Raw genomic sequence first — 20189 nt, 5'->3', positions numbered from 1 at the left:
GCGGAGACCGCGACGTCAGCGCGTCGCCGGGCGCTCCGCCGGCGGCCGCTGCTCCGGCAGCGACGCGGTCCGCGCATCGTCGGCGTCAGCGGACGCCGCGCCGTCCGACGGCTTCTCCGCCGCGTCGTCCGCGACGCGGTGGGCGCCGGTGTGCCCGCCGCCGCCCACGGGCTCAACGACGCTTGGCCCGGTCCCCGCGGCTGCCACCGCCGCCCCCGGCCGGCGAGAGCCGCGCAGCGAAAGCAACGTACCGCCGACGATCGCGACCAGCCCGAGCAGGCCGAGACCCAGCGGGCCCCAGAGCCGCACCAGCTTGATGGCGGCGGCGTTGTCGGCCGCCCGCTTCGCGCTGTCGATCTGAGTCTTCTCGTCGTACCGGAAGTCGGCGCCCAGCACCACCGTCTGCGGGCCGACGTCCGGCACCAGCACCTTGCGAGGCTGGTCACGCAGGTCGACATAAGAGCCGGTGACCGGCTCGACCCAGAACGAGCGGGTGTTGCTGTACATCAGTCGCCCGGTCGTCGCCTCGGGGGCGAATCGGGACAGCAGCAACTTGAGGTTCGCCTCGGCGAGCGGCAACTGCTCCTCGGAAATGGTCTGCTCGAAGCGGTAGACCTCGACGCCGCGGACCTTGGTGACCTCCTTGAACTGCGCCGGAACCGCACGGCGCAGGTCGCGGTCATAGACCGGGTAGTCCTTCTTCTCCGTGCCGAACGGGAACTTGTAGACCTGGCCCGCATAGTTCGCCGGCTGCTCGGTCCCGTCCTTCAGCCATGCTCCGTCCCACTTCGCCGCGGCACCGCTGCGACGTTCGACCGCGAGCTCGGTGCTGTACTGGCTGATCGCCATACCGTCGTCGGCGCGCTTGACCGTCTGGTAGACGTCCCAGACGACCGCTTTGCCCTCGAGGTCGCCGGTCATCTTCTCCTCGGTGGCCTTCGCCTGGGGAATCACCTCGACGACGGACCGCAGACCACCTCGCTCCACGCTCGGCACGCCCGACTTGATCTGAAGAAACTCCGCGCTGGCCGACTCGGCCACAGACGTCGACCGCTCAAGGTCGTACGGCAACTGACTGACGGCGGGCGCTACGTACAGCGGCAGCCCCGCAGCAGCGACGACCAACAGAACACCGAGGCCAACCAACGTGGCGCCGACAATCCTCTTCACTGACCCTCCTCGAACGACAGGGCGAAAAGGCGCCCGGCAGTCATGCGCAAACATCGGTGTGACGCGCCACACGTCCGTGGCAAGCCGGCACGTTACTCTCCAGTCACCTTTCTCCGCGACCCCCGGGAAGTCTGATGTTCACTGCCGTTTCCGCTCCTGCGTTGCCCCGGCTTCCCGCCCTCGACGGCGTACGGGTGCTCGGCGCGACCGCGGTGATCGCCCAGCACGTCGGGTTCATCACGGGGGTCACGACCCGGGAGAGTTGGGGCGGCTGGATAGCGATGATGGACTTCGCGGTCGCGCTCTTCTTCGTGCTCTCCGGTTTCCTGCTGTTCCGGCCCTGGGCGCGCGCCGCGGCGCTCGGCTCGACCGCACCGGGGGCCCGGCGCTTCTACTGGAAACGCGCCCTCCGCATCCTGCCGGCCTACTGGCTGGCGGTCATCGTCTGCCTCACCTTCCTGCCGGAGCACGGCGTCGCGCCCCTCGGCGACTGGCTCCGGCACTTCACCTTCACGCAGATCTACGAGCACGGTCAGATCCGGCGCGGACTCGGCCAGACCTGGAGCCTCGCCACCGAGGTGATCTTCTACCTGGTGCTGCCGTTCCTGGCCGCCGCGCTCGTGGGCCGACGCTGGCGGCCCGCCCGCACCGTCACCCTCGCCAGCGCGGGGCTGCTGGTCACCGCCGGCTGGATCGCCGCGATGAGCGCCGGCCTGCTCGACACCGGCCTGCACATCATGTGGTTCCCGTCCTACGCCATGTGGTTCGCGGCGGGGATCATCCTCGCGACGATCCACGTCGCCCTGCGCACCACGACGGCGCCCCGCTCCTGGCAGGTTTTCGAGCAGCTCGGATCTGCCCCGCTCGCCTGTTGGGGCATCGCGCTCGGGCTGCTCGCCGTGGCGACCACCCCGGTTACGGGGCCGCGCGGGCTCGCGGCTCCCACCGCCGGGCAGTTCGCGACGCAGCTCGGCCTCTACGTCGTCGTCGCCGTGATGGTCATGATTCCGTTGGTGTTCGGACCGAACACGCTGCTCTCCCTGGCCTTCGGCAGCCGACCGGTACGGTGGCTCGGCACCCTCTCCTACGGCATGTTTCTCTGGCACCCCCTCGTGCTCGACCTGATCTACCGAGCCGAGGGAAGGCCCTACTTCACCGGCGATCCGATCCGCATCTTCCTGCTCACCGTGCTCGGGGCGATCGGATTCGCCGCCGCCAGTTACTACCTCCTGGAGCGGCCGATCCTGAGGTGGGGCTCCGTGCTGGTCCCTCGCCGGCCCGGCAAGATCGACCACCAGAGGGCCACCACGGCGGTCAGCGCGACCAGTTGAGGTGCGGCGGACGTGTGCCGGAAGGGATCCGCGATTGAGAGCCAGCCCGCCGCCCCGAAGCAGGCGACCGGAAGGAGCCAGGCCATCAATCGGGTGACCCGGCGCAGCGTTCGCCGTTCACTGCTGTGCAGGTGAGGAGCGAGTCGACCGAGAACCAGCGGCACCACCACAGCACCGACCGCCGGTAGCACGGGCCACAGCCCGCCGACAACCAGAAGGGCCGCGCCGCCGACGAGCGCGGGCAGCAGCGCGCGGCCACGGCGACGACGCCCGGCCGGCAGTGGGGGCCCTCCCGGAGACCGCCGGTCCGGTAGGACGGCGAGCAGCAGGAGGGCGCCGAGCAGAACCGCACCCGTCGCCATTCCCACGCGGTATGCGCGGTCCGGCGTGAATCGCAGCGTCACCTCACCACCGACGCCCGGGGGCAGCAGCCAGCCCTGCTGCCAACCGTCGATCACGATCGGGGCCAGAGCCTGCCCGGCGACCGTCGCACGCCAGCCGGGGTTGGTGTTCTCACGGACGGCGAGCACGGTGCCACCCGGGTTCGCCGTCACCTGGAGCCGCCGCTCCGACTCCGACCAGGAGGTGATCCGCACCGGGCTGGGAGTCGGGGCCGGAACACCGGCAGCCGCGCCCGCCGGTTCGAGAACCAGCCGGGTCGGCGCGACCAGGTCAGTCCCGGTGGCAATCACCCGTGCCTCTCCTGCCGGCAGTTGCAGGGAGTCGGGACGTCCCCTGCCGCACGGGGTCGCTCGTACCTCGCGGAGTTCGAGCAGCTCGCGCCTGGTCGCGGTGACCGTTGTCGAGATCTCGTCGCCGGCCGCGTGCACCGTCGGCCCGCTGCCGCACGGCAGCGTCACGGGTTCGTCCAGCGGCACACCGATCTGCGGGCTCAGCGGGAGTGCGGCGACCTCACCGATGCCGATCGGCAGCCGCTCGGTCCGCAGCCGGTACGGGTCGTAGCCCCGGGCGGAGGTCGACGCCCGGAACAGGATGGTGATCTCGTCGGTGCGCAGCGGCTGATCGAAACGGAGCAGCCCGTCCTTGGTGACGGTCCCGCTGCGTACGCCCCCGTTACCGAGGACGGTTACCCGCCAGGGCTGGGCCCGCGCGACGGACTCCGCGGATGTGAATCGCAATCCGCTGATGGTGCGGGTGGTCAGCCAGTTGAGCTTCAGCCACGGGCTGTTGTCCTCGGCGGCAGGGATCCAGGCCGTCGCCGGATCGCCGTCGATGACGGCGCCGGGCCGTGCCGCCGGGTCCGGCAGGCCGGTGGAGGAGGCGGTGATCCGCGGCGGCAGCTTGAGCGGCCACTCCTCGGCGACCTCCCGGTCAAGCAGGGCGTTGAGCTGTGGCCCCGGCCGGGGACGTGCCCAGACCGCCGTGGTGTACGCGCCGGCGGTCGGCAGGTGCACGGTGCGGTCGATCTGGGTGCCGTCCTCGGACGCACGACTCACCCCGGTCCCGCAGCGCGGAACGCCGTCGACGAAGAAACACGAGTCGACGGTGGGTGCCGCGGCCAGGACCACGGTGGCCGGCTGATCGGTCTCCGGCGACCGGGGCGTGACCAGCGTGCGGGCAGCTCGCACACCGGGGATCTCCAACTCCGCGATTCCCACGCGGCCCTGCCCCGCGCGCACGTTCAGGGCGGACTCGATGGTGACCCGCACCCGCGTGGTCGCCAGCACCCCGGGCAGACGCACGGTGAGCGTCGGCTCGAAGGCGTCGACCGTGACGTGCTCGGCTCCGGCTCGGACGCTGACGCGAGTGGGAATGTTGTCTGCCCCGCTGTCGAATCGCAGGCGCACCTCGGGGATTTCCATGGGCTTGGCCAGTTCGACCTCGAGCCATTGCCGGACCGGTGCGGTGGGCGCGGTGCGCCACGAGGTCGTGGGATCGCCGTCGATCGCAGCGTACGGCTGGTGTGCGGGACGGGACCCGGTCAGCGGATGCACCTGGGACCACGCGCTGGAGGCGGTCACACCGCGGATTCCCTCGTACCGCACTGTCGTCGCGTACGCGTCGCCCCAGTCGGGCAGGTAGTCACGTGCGACGGCCCGCAACAGCGAGCGCTGGTCCGCTTCGGTCGTGGCGGAGGCATTGTCGTGCAGGAGGCCGAAGGACACCTCGCGGCGACGCATCCCGTCGGTGAGCACCACCGGCCCGAGCGCTCGCCCGTCCGGCAGATCGCCGGCGAGTACGGTGGGAGCCGAGCCGAGCTGTCCGGCGGCAGCGACGTCGAGGAGTGACTCCGGCCCGCCGACCACGGTCGAGAGGGCGCTGGCGTCATACGCGACCACCGGCTGGACGACTCGCTGGACCTCGTACACCTGCAGGGCCCGGGTGGGCACATCCAGTCCCTGGTCGCGGTACGCCTGGTCGCCCCCGAGCAACGGCCCGAAGGCGGCAACCGGGCGAAGACCGGGCGAGCGTTCGAGGGACTGCCGCACCTGCAGCGGCCGCGCGGCTCGGGCCGCGCCGTAGTCCAAGTCGGACCGGAGCAGGAGGTACCGCACACCGGACCGGGACAACAGCTCGGCCAGGCCCGGCGAGCCGGCACCGCCGGCCGTCGCCGACTCGACGGCGTCGAGCAGGCGGATGGTGGTGGGGGGCGCCAGGGGGATCGAGTTGCGCACCACCCAGGAGCTCTTCAACAAGGGCTGGGTGATCTCGTCTGCCGGGCTTCCCCACTGGTAGTCGGGAAAGCGGGCCGCCGGCACCACCAGCACACGGTCACGTCCGAGGTTGCCGTCGAGCCACGCCCCGGCCTCCCGCCAGTAGCTCGGAACGCTCTCGAAGCTTCCCCGGATCGGCAGTTGGCCGGCGAGAGCGGGTCCGGCAACGACCGCCACCCCGGCGAGCGCGACAGCCCGCACCACCAGCGCCCGACGGCGCGACGCGTGCCACCGTCCACCGGCTGCCGCGGCGGCGCGGCTGAACACGCCGACCAGGTGGGCGAGGCCGAGCACGATCGGCAGCCGGAGCACCACGTCGAACTTGTGGACGTTGCGCAGGGGAGCGCCGGCGTGATCCAGGAATGATCGTTGGGCCTCGGCGAAGAGTCCGTCGACGGCGCCGACATGCCCGAGGCCCACCAGCGCCAGCCCGACGAGCAGGCCGGCGATCAGGAACCGTCGGTGCGGCATGCCGCGCCGGGCGAGCCCGGCCAGGCCCAGCCCAGCGACCACCAGGGTGGCGATGATCGGTGCCGTGTCGAGGGCGAGTTGCGCCCCGGCCGGCCAGGATCGTCCGTAGGCGAGCCAGTGGGAGGCCCCGCGCAGGATGGTGACCAGATCGGTCACCCGAGTGGTGACCGGCGCGGTCTCGATGTAGTCGAGGAACGGCGGACTGTACCGCCCCAGCACCAGGAGCGGCACGAGCCACCAGGCCGTCGCGAGCGCGACCGCCAGCATCCAGGCGGCGATCGCCGTGAACCGGCGCCGCAGCGGCTGGAGCATCGCCATCCAGAGCACCGCCAACGGCACTACCGCGAGCACGGCGGTGGCGTTGACACCACCGGCGCACGCCACCGCGAGCGCGGACCGCGTCACGGCGCGTCGGAGTGGAACCCCTCGGGCCAGCCCGACCAGGGGAACGAGCACCCAGGGGGCGATCGCACTGGGCCATGCCTCCACCGAGATCGGACCCAGCTCGGTGATGATCCGCGGGGAGAGGGCGAACGCGACGCCGGCGATGATGCGGGCCGCTGGTGTGCCGATCGCGAGTCGTTCGGCCAGGACGATCACCCCGACGCAGGCGACGCACATCAGCAGCGCCCACCACAGGCGCTGCACCGCCCAGGCGGGCATGCCCAGCGCGTCGCCGACGGCGAAGAACGGTCCCATCGGCCACAGGTAGCCGTACGTCTGGTTCTGGAGCTGGCCGAATGACGCGGCCGGGTTCCAGACGTGCATCGAGCGTTCGAGCCAGGCGACCGGGTTGATCGCCAGGTCGACCTTGGTGTCCATCACGATCTTGCCGGGCTCCTGGAGAAACGCCAGGGCGGTGAGCGCGACGCAGACCGATACCGTTCGCAATCGCCATATCGCCGTCGTGACGCGACCGGGCGTCGACTCACCCTGTCGCTGCGCCGCGTCGCGCATCTCGCTTCTCTCCCGTCTGGTGCCGCCTGCCGGGCCCATGTCGGACGGACACGTCAACCCATTGCGGGTTCGGACGCGAGCGCCTTAAGGTGGCGCGATCGCGAACACTACTCGGCAGTAGGAGCAGCGGTGCAGATCCTAGACGGCCCCGGACGGCACGTACTGTTCCTCAACTGGCGTGACACGCGCAATCCCGAGGGCGGCGGCTCGGAAGTTTATGTCGAGCGCATCGCCGAAGAGTTGATTGCGCACGGGCACCGCTCGACACTATTGTGCGCGAGCCATGATGGAGCGCCCCGCGAAGATACAACGGCGAAGGGGTTAAGAATCCTCCGTCGGGGCGGCCGGCACACGGTTTACCTATGGGCGGCTCTGCTGTATCTCTCCGGCCGGGCGGGCCTCGGCCCGCTCGCCGGCCGCGCGCTGGGGCGTCCCGATCTGATCGTCGACGTCTGCAACGGGCTGCCCTTCCTCTCGCCGCTCTACGCCCGGTGCGCGGTTCTCATCCTCGTCCACCACGTGCACCGGGAGCAGTGGCCGGTGGTGCTTGGCTCGTGGGGCGCGCGGATCGGCTGGTGGATCGAGTCGCGTCTCGCCGGTCGCGTCTACCGTCGTTGCAGGTACGTGACCGTCTCCGCGGCCACCCGTCAGGAGCTGGGCGGGCTCGGTGTGGACCCGTCGCGGGTAGAGGTGATCTACAACGGCACACCGGAGATCACGCAGGGCGCCGCTCTCCGTACGCCACATCCGTCACTGCTGGTGTTGTGCCGACTCGTACCGCACAAGCGGGTGGAGATCGCACTGGAGACGGTCGCACAGCTCGCCGTCGACTTCCCCGCCCTGCGTCTGGTCGTCGCGGGGCAGGGCTGGTGGGAGACGCAACTGCGCGCCAGCGTAACCCAATTGGGTATCCACGACCGGGTGCAATTCGCCGGCTTCGTCAACGAGGCGGAAAAACAACGACTGCTGTGCTCGTCATGGGTCGCACTGACTCCCTCGCTGAAGGAGGGATGGGGTCTGACAATTGTCGAGGCCGGCGCCGCCGGAACTCCCACCGTGGCGTTTCGGGAAGCCGGCGGTGTTACCGAGGCAATCGTGGCCGGAGAAACGGGTCTGCTCGCCGATGACACGCCGGACTTCATCGCTCAGGTGCGCAGGCTGCTGAGCGACGACCAATTTCGACACGAGATGGGAAAGGCGGCGCAGGAACACGCCGCCCATTTCACCTGGGCCACTTCTGGAAAACGTTTTGCCGCGCTGGTCGCAGCGGTTACCGACGGTCTCGCGCCGACTCCGTCCCGCGATCAACGAGCGCCGTAGAACTCCGGGTCGGCGTTGTCGTCGGCCTGGCTCGCCGCAGTGCCCGACGAGACGACGAGCTGCTGGGTGACGGCGCCCAACGCCAACACCGCCAGCGCCGCTCCGACCACCGCAGCCATCATCAAGGTGAGCGGCTTCGGCATGGTGCACCCTCCTCCATCGACACGCGTGGCGGCACGTTACCACGCAGTAGGACGCCGCAACAGGCTCCCAGCGGCCGAGATGACCACGATCAGTGCGACACAGAGACCCATCACCGCGAGCCATCGGCCGACCGGCGGCGGCGCCGGCGCCGAACTCGTCGGATTCCGGTACAGCGTCAACTCCGGACCACTGTGGACGATTGTGAGCCCGTCGAGCACGCCCGGCACGAGCGTGCCGCCGGAGCGGTGCTGAACGACCACCCACCGCAGCTCCGTGCCGGCCAGCGACCGGCCGTGCGCGAGCGCGTCCCGCAGTTCGCTGACGCGCCCGCTCTCCCCAGGCACCACCAGGTCGCCCACGACGAGGACGTCGTCGGTGACCACCTCGGCGGGCAGATACCGCGCCAACGGGTCGATCACCACCGTGTCGCGATTCCAGCGATACGCCCGATACATGCTCATCGGCAGCGCCAGGGTCGGCCCGGGATCCGCCGCCACCACCGCACGGACCGCCGCCCACTCCTGCGGGTAGCGGGCTGGCTGCAACCGGCCGGCCGCACCGTGGGCCAGATCGGGGAGAACTGCGATCGGGAGCAGCAGCAGCCCGACCAGCACCAGGCGGTCCCGCGGCGGCGCGAGCCGGGACGCGACGCGCTCACCACCGAGCGCGGCGCAGAGCACCAGGCAGAGCGCGTACGGCACGAGGAGCTTCTGCCCATCCCGCACGAGCCCGCCCCCCGGCACCTCCGCGACCAACCACCGCAGCGCGGCCTGTCCGCCCGGCAGCACGGCCACCGCGGCGCCCAGGAACGAGCCCACGGCGAGCAGCCCCACACGGTCCGCGCAGCCGGCCGGCCAACGGGCGCGCAGCACCGGAAAGCCGATCACCGCCAGGAGCAGCAGCCCGCCCGTGACGACGGGAACAAGCGGCGACTCCCGGCTGGCCGGGGTCGTCAACGCGTTCCAGATGCCGCCCGTACCGGCCAGGGCCACCAGCGGGCCGCCCCAGTTCTCGCCGCGGGCCGCGAACGCCGCCACTCCGATCGGGGCGGAACGGCCTCCGGCAGCCGTCACCACCGCTGCCAGCACCCACGGCAGATTGAGCGCCACCACGGCAGCCCAGGCGGCGAGCACGTGTCGGCCGACCCTCCGCCCGGCCAACAGCACCAGCACCGTCACCAGGGCGAGCAACCCGCCGGTGGGCGTGACCGCGGCGACGGCCGCCGCCAGAATCAGCCGGGGCAGCGCCCCCGATCGCCCCTCACGGACACCGATCGTCGCCCGCACCAACCAGGGCAGCGCGGCGTATGCCAGCAACAGTCCCCACTGCCCCAGTAGCAGCCGCTCCGCCAGGAACGGCGTCCAGCCGTAGCCGATTGCCGCCACCAGACGGGTCAGCTCCCGCCGCGCCGGCACCAGCCGCCCGGCGCCGACCACGGCGAGCCATACGATCGCGACGAGCACGACCCGCTGAAGCAGCCATCCCGGTACGAGCGAGCTGAGCAGCGAGACCAACGCGTCCTGCGGTACCGCGCGCGGCAGGCCGTCGGCCGCGACGATCAGGTCCCAGCGCAGCGGCTGACGCGGCACGAAGACCATGTCGTACCGGAGCACGTATCCGGGCCGGACCAGTGGGGCCAGCACGAGGAGGGTGGTCACGGCGGCGGCGACGTGTAGGCGCAACCGGCGGCCGCCGGACGCTCGTGCCGTGGTTGTCGGCGCCGGCTCTCGCTGGTCAGCGCTTGCGGAGGACAACGACCAGATTCCAGGTGAGGACCTCGCGGACGCCGGGCACCCGGACGATCCCTCGGGCCCAACGCGGCAGGTAGCGCGGCAGAACGTCGACGATCTCCGCAGCTGTCTGGCGGCGTGCCCAGCGCAGGGTGTCAGCGATCGAGACCGCGTACATGCTCTCGCCGAACACGTTCTTCGGGCGGCGCCCCTGCTTGCGCTCGTAGCGTCGGGCGGCCCGGTGTCCGCCGAGATAGTGCCACGGCGACGTCTCGTGGCCACCCCAGGGCGAGAGCCAGTTGGTGAACGACAGGAAGATCGTGCCGCCGGGCCGGGTGACCCGCAGCATCTCGTCAGCCATGTCGAACGGCCGCGGCACGTGTTCGAGCACGTTGGACGAGAAGCAGACATCAACTGAGTCGCTGCGGACCGGCAGCTCGAGCGCGCTGCCGAGCACACCGCCGGCCGGCGGAGCGCCGTCCCGGGCGGACATCTCGCCGGCGTCGCAGTCCACGCAGATGATCCTTGCGCCCGCTCCGCTGAGCGCGTCGGCGAAGTAACCGGCGCCACCACCCACGTCCAACACGACCGCCCCGGCCAGCGGGGTGTAGCCGCGGAGCTGCGCGACGGTGTCGGCGGCGAGCATGCCGTAGAAGAGATCGGGCTCGGTCTGCTCCAGCCGGAACGCGCGGAACAGACGCACCGACCGGGCCAGGTCGGCACGGTGGGCTACGGGAGGGTTCACGCGCGGCTCCTGAGGGTCCTGGCGAGCACCGGCAGGGAAGCGGCACGCCGACCGGCGCCGCCCTGCCGGCAGACGTTAGCGGAGTCCACCGCCCCGGTCGACCGGCCGACAGGGTCGGACTCCGCCCCCTGGAACCGTCCGTACGCCGATACCCTGATGGCCCGGCGACCGCCCACCTCGACCGTGTCGCCGGGAGGAGTGGAGTCGGCGGCCGGCATGACAGGTATGCCCACGCGCGTCTCAGCCACCCGCCGGGTTGCCCTCAGCGGCGGCGCGGTGCTGGTCGCGGCGACCCTGGCGAACGGTCTCGCCTACCTGGTTCCGATGCTCGGCGCCCGTCTGCTCCCCGTCGCCGACCTCGGCGCGCTGGCCACCGCCCAGGCGCTCGTGACCATCGCCGCGGTCTCCGGCACCGGCCTGCAGATGGCCATCGCCGTGCACCGCGCCCGCCATCCGGCAGCGTCCACCACCCCGATCGTCCGCCGCACCACGATCGTCACCGGTGTCCTTCTGGCGGCGGCGACCCCGATGGTCGTCACCATGCTCGACCTGCCGTTCGTGGTGGTGGCCATGCTGGTCGCCACGACCCTCGCGATCGTGCTGGCCTCCGGTCGGCTCGGCGAGCTCCAGGGAGACCAGCGCTTCCTGCGGCTCGCAGCCGGCATGGCCGTGCTGGCCCTCGGCCGGTACGCGGGCGTGGCCGCCGCCCTCGCCCTCGGCGCCGGGCTGGTCGGCGCGCTCCTCGCCGGACTGGTCGGTACCGTTCTGGCTCTGCCCGTGTTGGAAATGCTCGCCAGAGACCGCCGCGCACAGGTGACCGAAGAGCCGCCCGTCGCGGCCGAAGCCGGCAACGGACCGTCGCCGCTCGGCCTGCGGCAGGTCGCGACGGCGGGCAGCGCCACGCTGGCGATGCTGGTGGCCTCGTACGCCGACCTGATCCTGGCCCGGCAACTGCTACCGCCCGCGGAGTCCGGCGCCTACTCCGTCGGCACCGTGCTCACCAAGGGCGCGCTCTGGGCACCGCAGGTGGTCACGGTGCTTGCGCTGCCGCGGATGGCCCGGCGCGACGGCTCCTCCCGGACGGCGGCCCTAGCCGTCGTCGCGACCTGCGGCGTCCTGCTCGTAGCCGGTTCCGCCCTGGCCGGCGGACTCGCGTTCCGCCTGGTCGGCGGCCCGACGTACGCGTCCCTCGGGCGCTACGCCCCGTTCTTCGCCGCCACCGGCGCGCTGTACGCGCTCGCCTTCCTGCTCATCAACGCCCAGATCGCGATGGGTGTCCGCTGGCCGGCCCTGCCGCTGTGGGCCGGGGCCGGCGGCCTCGCCGCCGGGGCCGTGCTCCTCGCGCCGCACACCTTCACGGGTGTCATGTGGAGTGCGCTCGCCGCCGCCGCGGCCACGACGCTCGCCCTCGCGGTGGTCGCTCGGTCACCCCGGACCGCCCGCACGGCACCCGGCCCGAGCGCCCTCAGCCCTCCCGCCGGAACAGCACTGAGTTGACGTAGCGCGGCCTGGGCCAGACCACTCGTCGGACGAGGCTCTGACCGACGCGCGCGATCGCCTTCCGCTGGTGGGCGCCCAGCTCGAAGTCGGCGAGCGGCACCCACTCCCGCTCCGGCAGCACATAGCCGCGATAGCCCCACCCACCCAGCAGGTCGATGATCGGTCCGACCGGTTGGATTCGCTCCTCGACCTCGACCAGGAGGACCGGTCCGTCCCGAAGGATCGTCTCCGCCGCACCGCGCAGGGTCGGTAGCTCATGGCCCTCGACGTCGACCTTCAGGAACCGGACGTCGGTAAGACCGAGCCCGTCGATCGTGACACGGCGAACGGTGACCGGTGTTCCGCTGCCGTACTCCACCGACGAGGTCCCGACCGCCGGCCCGCCCTCCGGGCGGTACAGCTCGGCCGTGCCCTCGCGGTCGGACGCCACCGCCCGGACGACGCGCACCTCGGGAAACGCCGCCTCGATGCAGTCCGCCAACTCCTCGTTCGGCTCCAGGGCCACGACCTGGTCCGCCTGCCGGCGCATACGCTGACTCCACGGCCCGTACCAGGCACCGACGTCGATCGCGGTCCCGCCGGCTGGCATGAACTCCGTCAGGCGCGCGAGCTCGGGTTCCACTCGCGGATAGACGGCGCGGACGGCGCCGGCGACAAGCCGCTCCGGCAGCATCGCCGCAACGCGGGAACTCACCGCAGTCATCAGACCGGTCGAGGTCGGCATGGATGGAGAGGCTATCCGTCGGCGACCCAACAGACCAGCGGTCAACCCTCCGCGAGCCAGCCCCCCAGGAGATGGCGGTCGATCGAGTCGATCCGCCCGAGCGGTCGGCCCGCCGCCGTCCGCGCCCGCAGCTCGTCGCGGGTGAACCAGCGCGCCTCCAGCAGCTCCACGCCGTCGACCCGCACGTCGTCGCTGGCGGCGGTCGCCCGAAACCCCACCATCAGGCCGGCGGGGAACGGCCACGCCTGCGACCCCTGGTACGCGAGCCCGGTCACGGCTATCCCGGCCTCCTCGACCATCTCCCGCCGGACGGCGTCCTCTAGGCTCTCGCCGACCTCCACGAAGCCGGCCAGCGTCGAGTACGCGTCCTCCGCCGCCCCGGCGTGCCGGGCCAGCAGGCAGCGGCCGGGGCTGCCCGGCGCCTCCACGAGCACGATGATCGCCGGTTCGATCCGGGGGAAGAGCAGCCGTCCGCAGTCGGCTCCCGTGCACTGCCGGACGTGCCCACCGTCCCGGGGCGTGGTGCGCGCGCCACAGCTTCCGCACCAGCCCTGGTGCCGGTGCCAGTGCAGCAGCCCCCGCGCGTACGCCTGGGCGGCGGCCTCCGCCGGGTCGAGCCGGCCGGCCAGGTGGCGCACGTCGACCGTGGACGCCGCTCCGGCCAGGGCCACCGCCTCCGCCTCCGCCTGTGCGGAGAGGTCGACGGCGAACACCCCCACCCCGCCGTCCACGCCGAGGAATACGGTCTGGGTCGCGTCCGCCAGCACCCGGGCGGCCTCGGGGCCGACGAGCCGTACCGGCTCCTGCTCGGCCGTCACGAGGCAGCGGTCCCGCCACAGCGGCAGTACGGTGGCGCGCGCGTCGGCCCGCAGCGCCGCCAGCCGCTCCGGGTCGGCCCGGAGCGGGCCCGCCCGGTCCAGCCAGCCGCCGCCGTACGCCGGCACCCGCTCGTCGGATCGCATGCCGCTACCGTCCCACGGCGGCGGCGGTGACCCGGCACCGGCCCGCACCGTCCGACACACCGCGCGACACGCCGCGTCACGACCGGAGGACGGCGGCTGCCGACACCCCGGACCGTTGGTTACCGTAGGTGTCCTCCGCACGGGGAGGGCCCCCGTCCGTGAGGTCCGATCGAGGTTGCTGTGACGCTGTACGGCGAGAAGAGTCCGCCTGCCGACGACCGGCCCACGGTGCAGGTCACCGCGGTCACCTGGCCCGCCGACGACCCGGAACCCCCGGTCGCCGCGGCGCCCCCACCGGCCCGGACGCGGTCCCGCCGGCTCCGGCTGCTGCTCGCCGCCGGGGTCACCACCGCCGTGCTGGGTGGCGTGGCCGGGGCGGGCGCCTACGCGTACGCCGGTGACGTGCCGCGCGGCACGACGGTGCTCGGCGCCGAGCTCGGCGGCCACAGCCGCGCGGAGGCCGCGCGGAAGCTGCGGGCGGAGCTGGACCGTCGTGCGGCCGAGCTGGCCGCCCCCCTGCCCGTCCGGGTGGGGGAGCGGACCGCCGAGATCGTGCCCGCCGAGGTGGGGCTCGGCGTCGACGTGGACGCGACGGTGGCCGCGGCAGCCGCCGCCAGCGCTCACCCGGTGAGCCGACTGGTCGGCTCCCGCTCGGTGCAGCCGGTGGTGACGGTCGACGTGGACCGGCTGCACGCCGCGCTGCGGGCGCTCGTCGGCGACCAGGGCCGGAAGATGACCATGCCGGCGATCACCTTCTCCGGCACGACGCCGAAGGCCGTCCACCCGAAGCCCAGCCTCGCGCTGGACCCGCAGCGGGCCGCGGACGTGGTCCGCGCCGGCTGGCTGGAGCGGCAACCGGTGGCGGTGCCGCTGGTCGAGTCGCATCCGGCGACCACCGCCGAGGAGGTGGACCGGCTGGTCGACGAGCTGGCGAAGCCGGCCGTGGCGGCCCCGGTGACGCTGCGCACCGACAAGGGCTCGGTGACCGTCCCGCCGAAGGCGATCGCCAAGAGTCTTCGCTTCACCGCCGACGACGCCGGCAAGCTGACCCCGCAGGTGGACGTCAAGCGGCTGCGCGCCGCGCTCGGCGACGATCTGGCCGCCATCGAGGTGGAGCCGCGGAACGCGCGGATGACCATCGCCGGCGGCAAGCCGAAGGTCCTGGAGGCGGGTCGCGCCGGTCAGCAGCTGGACGCGGCGGCCCTGGGCCGCGACCTGCTGGCCGTGCTGCCGAAGGCCGACGGCCGGGAGGTCACCGCGACGCTGAAGCCGGCGCAGCCGGAGGTCACCGCCGAGAAGCTGGACGGGCTGGGCATCAAGGAGAAGGTGTCCTCGTTCACCACCCGGTTCACCGGCGGGCTGTCGTCGCCGCGGAGCCAGAACATCGTCACGATCGCCAAGAAGGTCGACGGCACGGTGGTGCTGCCCGGTGAGACGTTCTCGCTCAACGGGCACACCGGCGAGCGGGGCTACCGGCAGGGCTACCGGGACGCGCCGGTGATCCTCGACGGCAAGCTGGTGCCGGGGGTCGGCGGCGGCACGTCCCAGTTCACCACGACGCTCTTCAACGCCACCTACTACGCGGGGCTGGAGGACGTCGAGCACAAGCCGCACTCGTACTGGTTCGACCGGTACCCGGCGGTCATCGAGTCGACCATCTTCTGGCCGGACCTGGACTTCAAGTTCCGCAACAACACCCCGCACGGCGTCCTGATCGACACGTCGTACACCGCCAGCACGATCACCGTGTCGATCTGGAGCACGAAGATCTACGACAGCGTCAAGACGGAGTACAGCCCGCGCCGCAACATCACGAAGCCGCGGACCATTCACCTGACGCCCGGCCCGTCGTGCATCCCGGCCAACGGCATCGACGGCTTCACGCAGGACGCCTACCGGGTCATCCGCAAGGACGGCAAGGTGGTCAAGCGGGAGAAGTTCACCTGGCGCTACGACGCGGAGCCGCGCTACATCTGCGGGCCCAAGCCCTCCTGAGGTCCGTCGCGCTCGCCGCGCGTCCCCGCCCCGCCGGCCACCGCCGCCGGCGGGGCTTTCCGCTGCCGTACGACCTCAGCGCCGTGCCTCCGCCAATCCCTGCCGTACGCCGTCGGCGTCCCGGTCGGCCAGGTAGATCGGCGTGCCGGGCTCCTGCCGCCAGCTGTCATCCAGGGATCCGCCGTCGACGGCGTCGAAACCGAGCGCGTCGACGAGGTTCATGACGACCCGTTTGGCGTCCGGTTCGTCGGCGGCGACCGGCAGGGCGATGCGGCCGGCGGTGCCGGGGGCGCGGCCGTTCTCCAAGAGGTGCGGCGCCTGGATGGTGTTGAACGCCTTCACGATCCGCGCGCCGCGCAGGTGCTCCGCGGTCCACCGGCTGGACGACGTCCCGTCCAGCAGTTCCGGGATGTCGCCGTCCCGGTCCGGGTAGTAGTTGTCGGCGTCGACCACGATCTTGCCGTCGAAGATGCCGTCGGGCAGGTCCGGCACCGCCATCAGCGGCACGGCCACCACCACGACGTCCGCGTCCCGGACAGCCTGTTCCACGGTGCCCGCCTGGGCGCCGGTCTCCTGGCAGAGGTCCTGTATCGACTGTGGGCCGCGCGAGTTGGAGACCGTCACGTCGTGTCCGATCGCCCGGAGGCGGCGGGTCAGGTTGCCACCGATGTGCCCCGAGCCGATGATCCCGATCTTCATGCCCACCCCCGGTCGTCGGGCCGCTGTCGTCGGCGGGGCGCCGACATTCGACTCCCGTCTCCGACGCTACCGAGGACGAAGAAGGGGATCCGGAAAACGGGGGTGCGAGTCCGCGACGTCGCGGTTTTTGGGGTGGAAACGCGTCAGGGCCACCCTCGATGAGGATGGCCCTGACGGAACGATTGTCCGGCGGTGTCCTACTCTCCCACACCCTCCCGAGTGCAGTACCATCGGCGCTGGAGGGCTTAGCTTCCGGGTTCGGAATGTAACCGGGCGTTTCCCCTCCGCCATGACCGCCGTAACACTATCGACATATCAAACAACACCCACCGGGTCTGTTGTTCGCTTGTCGGGAGTTGCACAGTGGACGCGTAGCAGCTTAGTAGTCAAGTCCTCGGCCTATTAGTACCGGTCGACTGAACCCGTTACCGGGCTTACATCTCCGGCCTATCAACCCAGTCGTCTAGCTGGGGGCCTTACCCACAAAAATGTGGTGGGATACCTCATCTTGAAGCGAGCTTCCCGCTTAGATGCTTTCAGCGGTTATCCCTTCCGAACGTAGCTAACCAGCCGTGCCCCTGGCGGGACAACTGGCACACCAGAGGTTCGTCCGTCCCGGTCCTCTCGTACTAGGGACAGCCCTTCTCAAGTATCCTACGCGCACGGCGGATAGGGACCGAACTGTCTCACGACGTTCTAAACCCAGCTCGCGTACCGCTTTAATGGGCGAACAGCCCAACCCTTGGGACCTGCTACAGCCCCAGGATGCGACGAGCCGACATCGAGGTGCCAAACCATCCCGTCGATATGGACTCTTGGGGAAGATCAGCCTGTTATCCCCGGGGTACCTTTTATCCGTTGAGCGACACCGCTTCCACACGCAAGTGCCGGATCACTAGTCCCGACTTTCGTCCCTGCTCGACCTGTCAGTCTCACAGTCAAGCTCCCTTGTGTACTTGCACTCAACACCTGATTGCCAACCAGGCTGAGGGAACCTTTGGGCGCCTCCGTTACCCTTTAGGAGGCAACCGCCCCAGTTAAACTACCCACCAGACACTGTCCCTGAACCGGATAACGGTCCGAAGTTAGATACCCAAATCAACCAGAGTGGTATTTCAAGATTGCCTCCCCACCAACTGGCGTTGATGGTTCACCGGCTCCCACCTATCCTACACAAGCTAATTCGAGTACCAATGTCAAGCTATAGTAAAGGTCCCGGGGTCTTTCCGTCCTGCCGCGCGTAACGAGCATCTTTACTCGTACTGCAATTTCGCCGGGCCTGTGGTTGAGACAGTGGGGAAGTCGTTACGCCATTCGTGCAGGTCGGAACTTACCCGACAAGGAATTTCGCTACCTTAGGATGGTTATAGTTACCACCGCCGTTTACTGGCGCTTAAGTTCTCCGCTTCGCCCCCGAAAGAGCTAACAGGTCCCCTTAACGTTCCAGCACCGGGCAGGCGTCAGTCCATATACATCGAATTACTTCTTCGCATGGACCTGTGTTTTTAGTAAACAGTCGCTTCCCCCTGCTCTCTGCGGCCATACAACGCTCCACCCGCGCGGGGCTTCACGTCTCCGGCCCCCCTTCTCCCTAAGTTACGGGGGCAATTTGCCGAGTTCCTTAACCACAGTTCGCCCGATCGCCTCGGTATTCTCTACCTGACCACCTGTGTCGGTTTGGGGTACGGGCCGCTAAGAACTCGCTAGAGGCTTTTCTCGGCAGCATAGGATCACTGACTTCACCTGAATCGGCTCGGCATCACGTCTCAGCCTATATGCGCCGCGGATTTGCCTACGGCACGGCCTACACGCTTACCCCGGCACAACCACCGGCCGGGCTCAGCTACCTTCCTGCGTCACCCCATCGCTTGACTACTACCCGCCAGGTTCCCACGCTCACCACCATCCGTCCGAAGACATCAGGCAACTCGGGTGGTTAGCACAACGAGGTTCATCAGGGTCGCTCTTTCGCGGGTACGGGAATATCAACCCGTTGTCCATCGACTACGCCTCTCGGCCTCGCCTTAGGTCCCGACTCACCCAGGGCGGATTAGCCTGGCCCTGGAACCCTTGGTCATCCGGCGGAAGGGTTTCTCACCCTTCTTTCGCTACTCATGCCTGCATTCTCACTCGTGCCGCGTCCACAACTAGGTCACCCCGCTGCTTCACCCCCGGCACGACGCTCCCCTACCCATCCACACACCTGCACAAGGAATCAAGTCCAAGCGAGGTTGAAATGTGAATGCCACAGCTTCGGCGGTGTGCTTGAGCCCCGCTACATTGTCGGCGCGGAACCACTTGACCAGTGAGCTATTACGCACTCTTTAAAGGGTGGCTGCTTCTAAGCCAACCTCCTGGTTGTCTATGCGACCCCACATCCTTTTCCACTTAGCACACGCTTAGGGGCCTTAGCTGGTGATCTGGGCTGTTTCCCTCTCGACTACGAAGCTTATCCCCCGCAGTCTCACTGCCGCGCTCTCACTTACCGGCATTCGGAGTTTGGCTGATTTCGGTAAGCTTGTGGGCCCCCTAGACCATCCAGTGCTCTACCTCCGGCAAGAAACACGCGACGCTGCACCTAAATGCATTTCGGGGAGAACCAGCTATCACGGAGTTTGATTGGCCTTTCACCCCTAACCACAGGTCATCCCCCAACTTTTCAACGTTGGTGGGTTCGGCCCTCCACGCGGTCTTACCCGCGCTTCAGCCTGCCCATGGCTAGATCACTCCGCTTCGGGTCTAGGACACGCGACTGAATCGCCCTATTCAGACTCGCTTTCGCTACGGCTCCCCCACACGGGTTAACCTCGCCACATGCCACTAACTCGCAGGCTCATTCTTCAAAAGGCACGCCGTCACCCCGCAAGGCTCCGACGGATTGTAGGCGAACGGTTTCAGGTACTATTTCACTCCCCTCCCGGGGTACTTTTCACCATTCCCTCACGGTACTCGTCCGCTATCGGTCACCAGGAAGTATTTAGGCTTACCAGGTGGTCCTGGCAGATTCACGGCAGATTTCAGGAGTCCGCCGCTACTCGGGAACACCCACAGAAGACCAGCAGCTTTCACCTACCGGACTATCACCGTCTACGGTCAGCCTTTCCAGACTGTTCAACTAGCCACTGGCTTTGTAACTCCTCGAACACGTGTCAGCATGTTCAGCGGGGTCCCACAACCCCGACCACGCAACCCCTGACAGGTATCACACGCAGCCGGTTTAGCCTCAATCCGCTTTCGCTCGCCACTACTCACGGAATCACTATTTGTTTTCTCTTCCTACGGGTACTGAGATGTTTCACTTCCCCGCGTTCCCTCCACACACCCTATGTGTTCAGGTGTGGGTGACTGGACATGACTCCAGCCGGGTTCCCCCATTCGGACACCCTGGGATCACAGCTCGGTTGACAGCTCCCCCAGGCCTATCGCGGCCTCCCACGTCCTTCATCGGCTCCTGGTGCCAAGGCATCCACCGTTCGCCCTTGACAACTTGACCACAAAGATGCTCGCGTCCACTGTGCAATTCTCAACAAACGACCAACCCACAACCCACAAGCCCCACACCACGACCCGACAACCGCCGGCGGTATGCAAGACCAGGCCATGCCTGGCAACCAACCCCAAGACCCACAGGCCTCGAGCTTCGGCTCTGAAAGACAACCAACGGTTGTTCCTTCAGGACCCAACAGGGTGCCCTACATCCCCCCCCAGCCGCACCAGGACCTCGTTCCACACCACACACGGTGGCCGTACTAGAAGAAACCCAGCC

The 20189-nt window shown here is 69.4% G+C and carries 12 protein-coding genes and 2 rRNA genes; 4 read left to right on the top strand and 10 right to left on the bottom strand.

Annotation, left to right across the window (positions count from 1 at the left end):
* Positions 1-15: 15 nt before the first annotated feature.
* Positions 16-1170, bottom strand: coding sequence for a DUF3068 domain-containing protein (locus GA0070620_RS23040; protein ID WP_172836483.1), 1155 nt, complete (start codon positions 1168-1170; stop codon positions 16-18).
* A gap of 134 nt (positions 1171-1304) precedes the next feature.
* On the opposite strand from GA0070620_RS23040, the gene GA0070620_RS23035 reads away from it, so the two are divergent.
* Positions 1305-2501: an acyltransferase family protein gene (locus GA0070620_RS23035; protein ID WP_091594109.1), complete on the top strand. Its 1197-nt coding sequence runs from the start codon at positions 1305-1307 to the stop codon at positions 2499-2501.
* On the opposite strand, the gene GA0070620_RS23030 is transcribed toward GA0070620_RS23035, so the two are convergent.
* Positions 2393-6538: an alpha-(1->3)-arabinofuranosyltransferase gene (locus GA0070620_RS23030; protein ID WP_172836482.1), complete on the bottom strand. Its 4146-nt coding sequence runs from the start codon at positions 6536-6538 to the stop codon at positions 2393-2395. The genes GA0070620_RS23035 and GA0070620_RS23030 overlap by 109 nt on opposite strands.
* Before the next feature lie 195 nt (positions 6539-6733).
* Between GA0070620_RS23030 and GA0070620_RS23025 the strand changes: the two genes are divergently transcribed.
* Entirely contained in the window at positions 6734-7924 is a 1191-nt protein-coding gene (locus GA0070620_RS23025) for a glycosyltransferase family 4 protein (protein WP_091594105.1), read from the top strand.
* On the opposite strand, the gene GA0070620_RS32795 is transcribed toward GA0070620_RS23025, so the two are convergent.
* The 3 genes from GA0070620_RS32795 to GA0070620_RS23015 all read right to left on the bottom strand — a co-directional run bounded on the left by GA0070620_RS32795 (position 7909) and on the right by GA0070620_RS23015 (position 10543).
* Positions 7909-8067, bottom strand: coding sequence for a hypothetical protein (locus tag GA0070620_RS32795; protein ID WP_157741696.1), 159 nt, complete (start codon positions 8065-8067; stop codon positions 7909-7911). The genes GA0070620_RS23025 and GA0070620_RS32795 overlap by 16 nt on opposite strands.
* A gap of 36 nt (positions 8068-8103) precedes the next feature.
* On the bottom strand, positions 8104-9726 hold the full coding sequence (locus tag GA0070620_RS23020) for a hypothetical protein (RefSeq protein WP_231921924.1): 1623 nt from the start codon (positions 9724-9726) through the stop codon (positions 8104-8106).
* 76 nt (positions 9727-9802) lie between these two features.
* Positions 9803-10543, bottom strand: coding sequence for a class I SAM-dependent methyltransferase (locus GA0070620_RS23015; RefSeq protein ID WP_091594103.1), 741 nt, complete (start codon positions 10541-10543; stop codon positions 9803-9805).
* Between the two features lie 216 nt (positions 10544-10759).
* Here GA0070620_RS23015 and GA0070620_RS23005 point away from each other — a divergent pair, with 216 nt between their 5' ends.
* Positions 10760-12040, top strand: a complete 1281-nt coding sequence (locus GA0070620_RS23005; protein WP_157741694.1) for a lipopolysaccharide biosynthesis protein — start codon at positions 10760-10762, stop codon at positions 12038-12040.
* On the opposite strand, the gene GA0070620_RS34090 is transcribed toward GA0070620_RS23005, so the two are convergent.
* Both GA0070620_RS34090 and nudC read right to left on the bottom strand, forming a co-directional pair.
* Positions 12009-12737 (bottom strand): FkbM family methyltransferase, encoded by a 729-nt coding sequence (locus tag GA0070620_RS34090; protein ID WP_197677478.1) that lies wholly within the window; start codon positions 12735-12737, stop codon positions 12009-12011. The genes GA0070620_RS23005 and GA0070620_RS34090 overlap by 32 nt on opposite strands.
* Before the next feature lie 71 nt (positions 12738-12808).
* Positions 12809-13729: an NAD(+) diphosphatase gene (gene nudC / locus GA0070620_RS22995; RefSeq protein ID WP_091594097.1), complete on the bottom strand. Its 921-nt coding sequence runs from the start codon at positions 13727-13729 to the stop codon at positions 12809-12811.
* 180 nt (positions 13730-13909) lie between these two features.
* Between nudC and GA0070620_RS22990 the strand changes: the two genes are divergently transcribed.
* On the top strand, positions 13910-15724 hold the full coding sequence (locus GA0070620_RS22990) for a VanW family protein (RefSeq protein WP_091594095.1): 1815 nt from the start codon (positions 13910-13912) through the stop codon (positions 15722-15724).
* Between the two features lie 75 nt (positions 15725-15799).
* Here GA0070620_RS22990 and GA0070620_RS22985 read toward each other — a convergent pair whose 3' ends face one another.
* The 3 genes from GA0070620_RS22985 to GA0070620_RS22975 form a co-directional block, all read right to left on the bottom strand.
* Positions 15800-16423, bottom strand: coding sequence for an NADPH-dependent F420 reductase (locus tag GA0070620_RS22985; RefSeq protein ID WP_091599224.1), 624 nt, complete (start codon positions 16421-16423; stop codon positions 15800-15802).
* Positions 16424-16607: 184 nt separating this feature from the next.
* Positions 16608-16724: ribosomal RNA gene (rrf, locus tag GA0070620_RS22980) — 5S ribosomal RNA — on the bottom strand.
* 81 nt (positions 16725-16805) lie between these two features.
* Positions 16806-19916 (bottom strand): 23S ribosomal RNA (locus GA0070620_RS22975).
* Between the last annotated feature and the right edge of the window lie 273 nt (positions 19917-20189).

The sequence above is a fragment of the Micromonospora krabiensis genome (assembly GCF_900091425.1).
In the GTDB taxonomy this organism is placed as follows: domain Bacteria; phylum Actinomycetota; class Actinomycetes; order Mycobacteriales; family Micromonosporaceae; genus Micromonospora; species Micromonospora krabiensis.
Note: the sequence above shows the minus strand (reverse complement) of the source record. Positions and strands in the feature narration are given on the sequence as shown.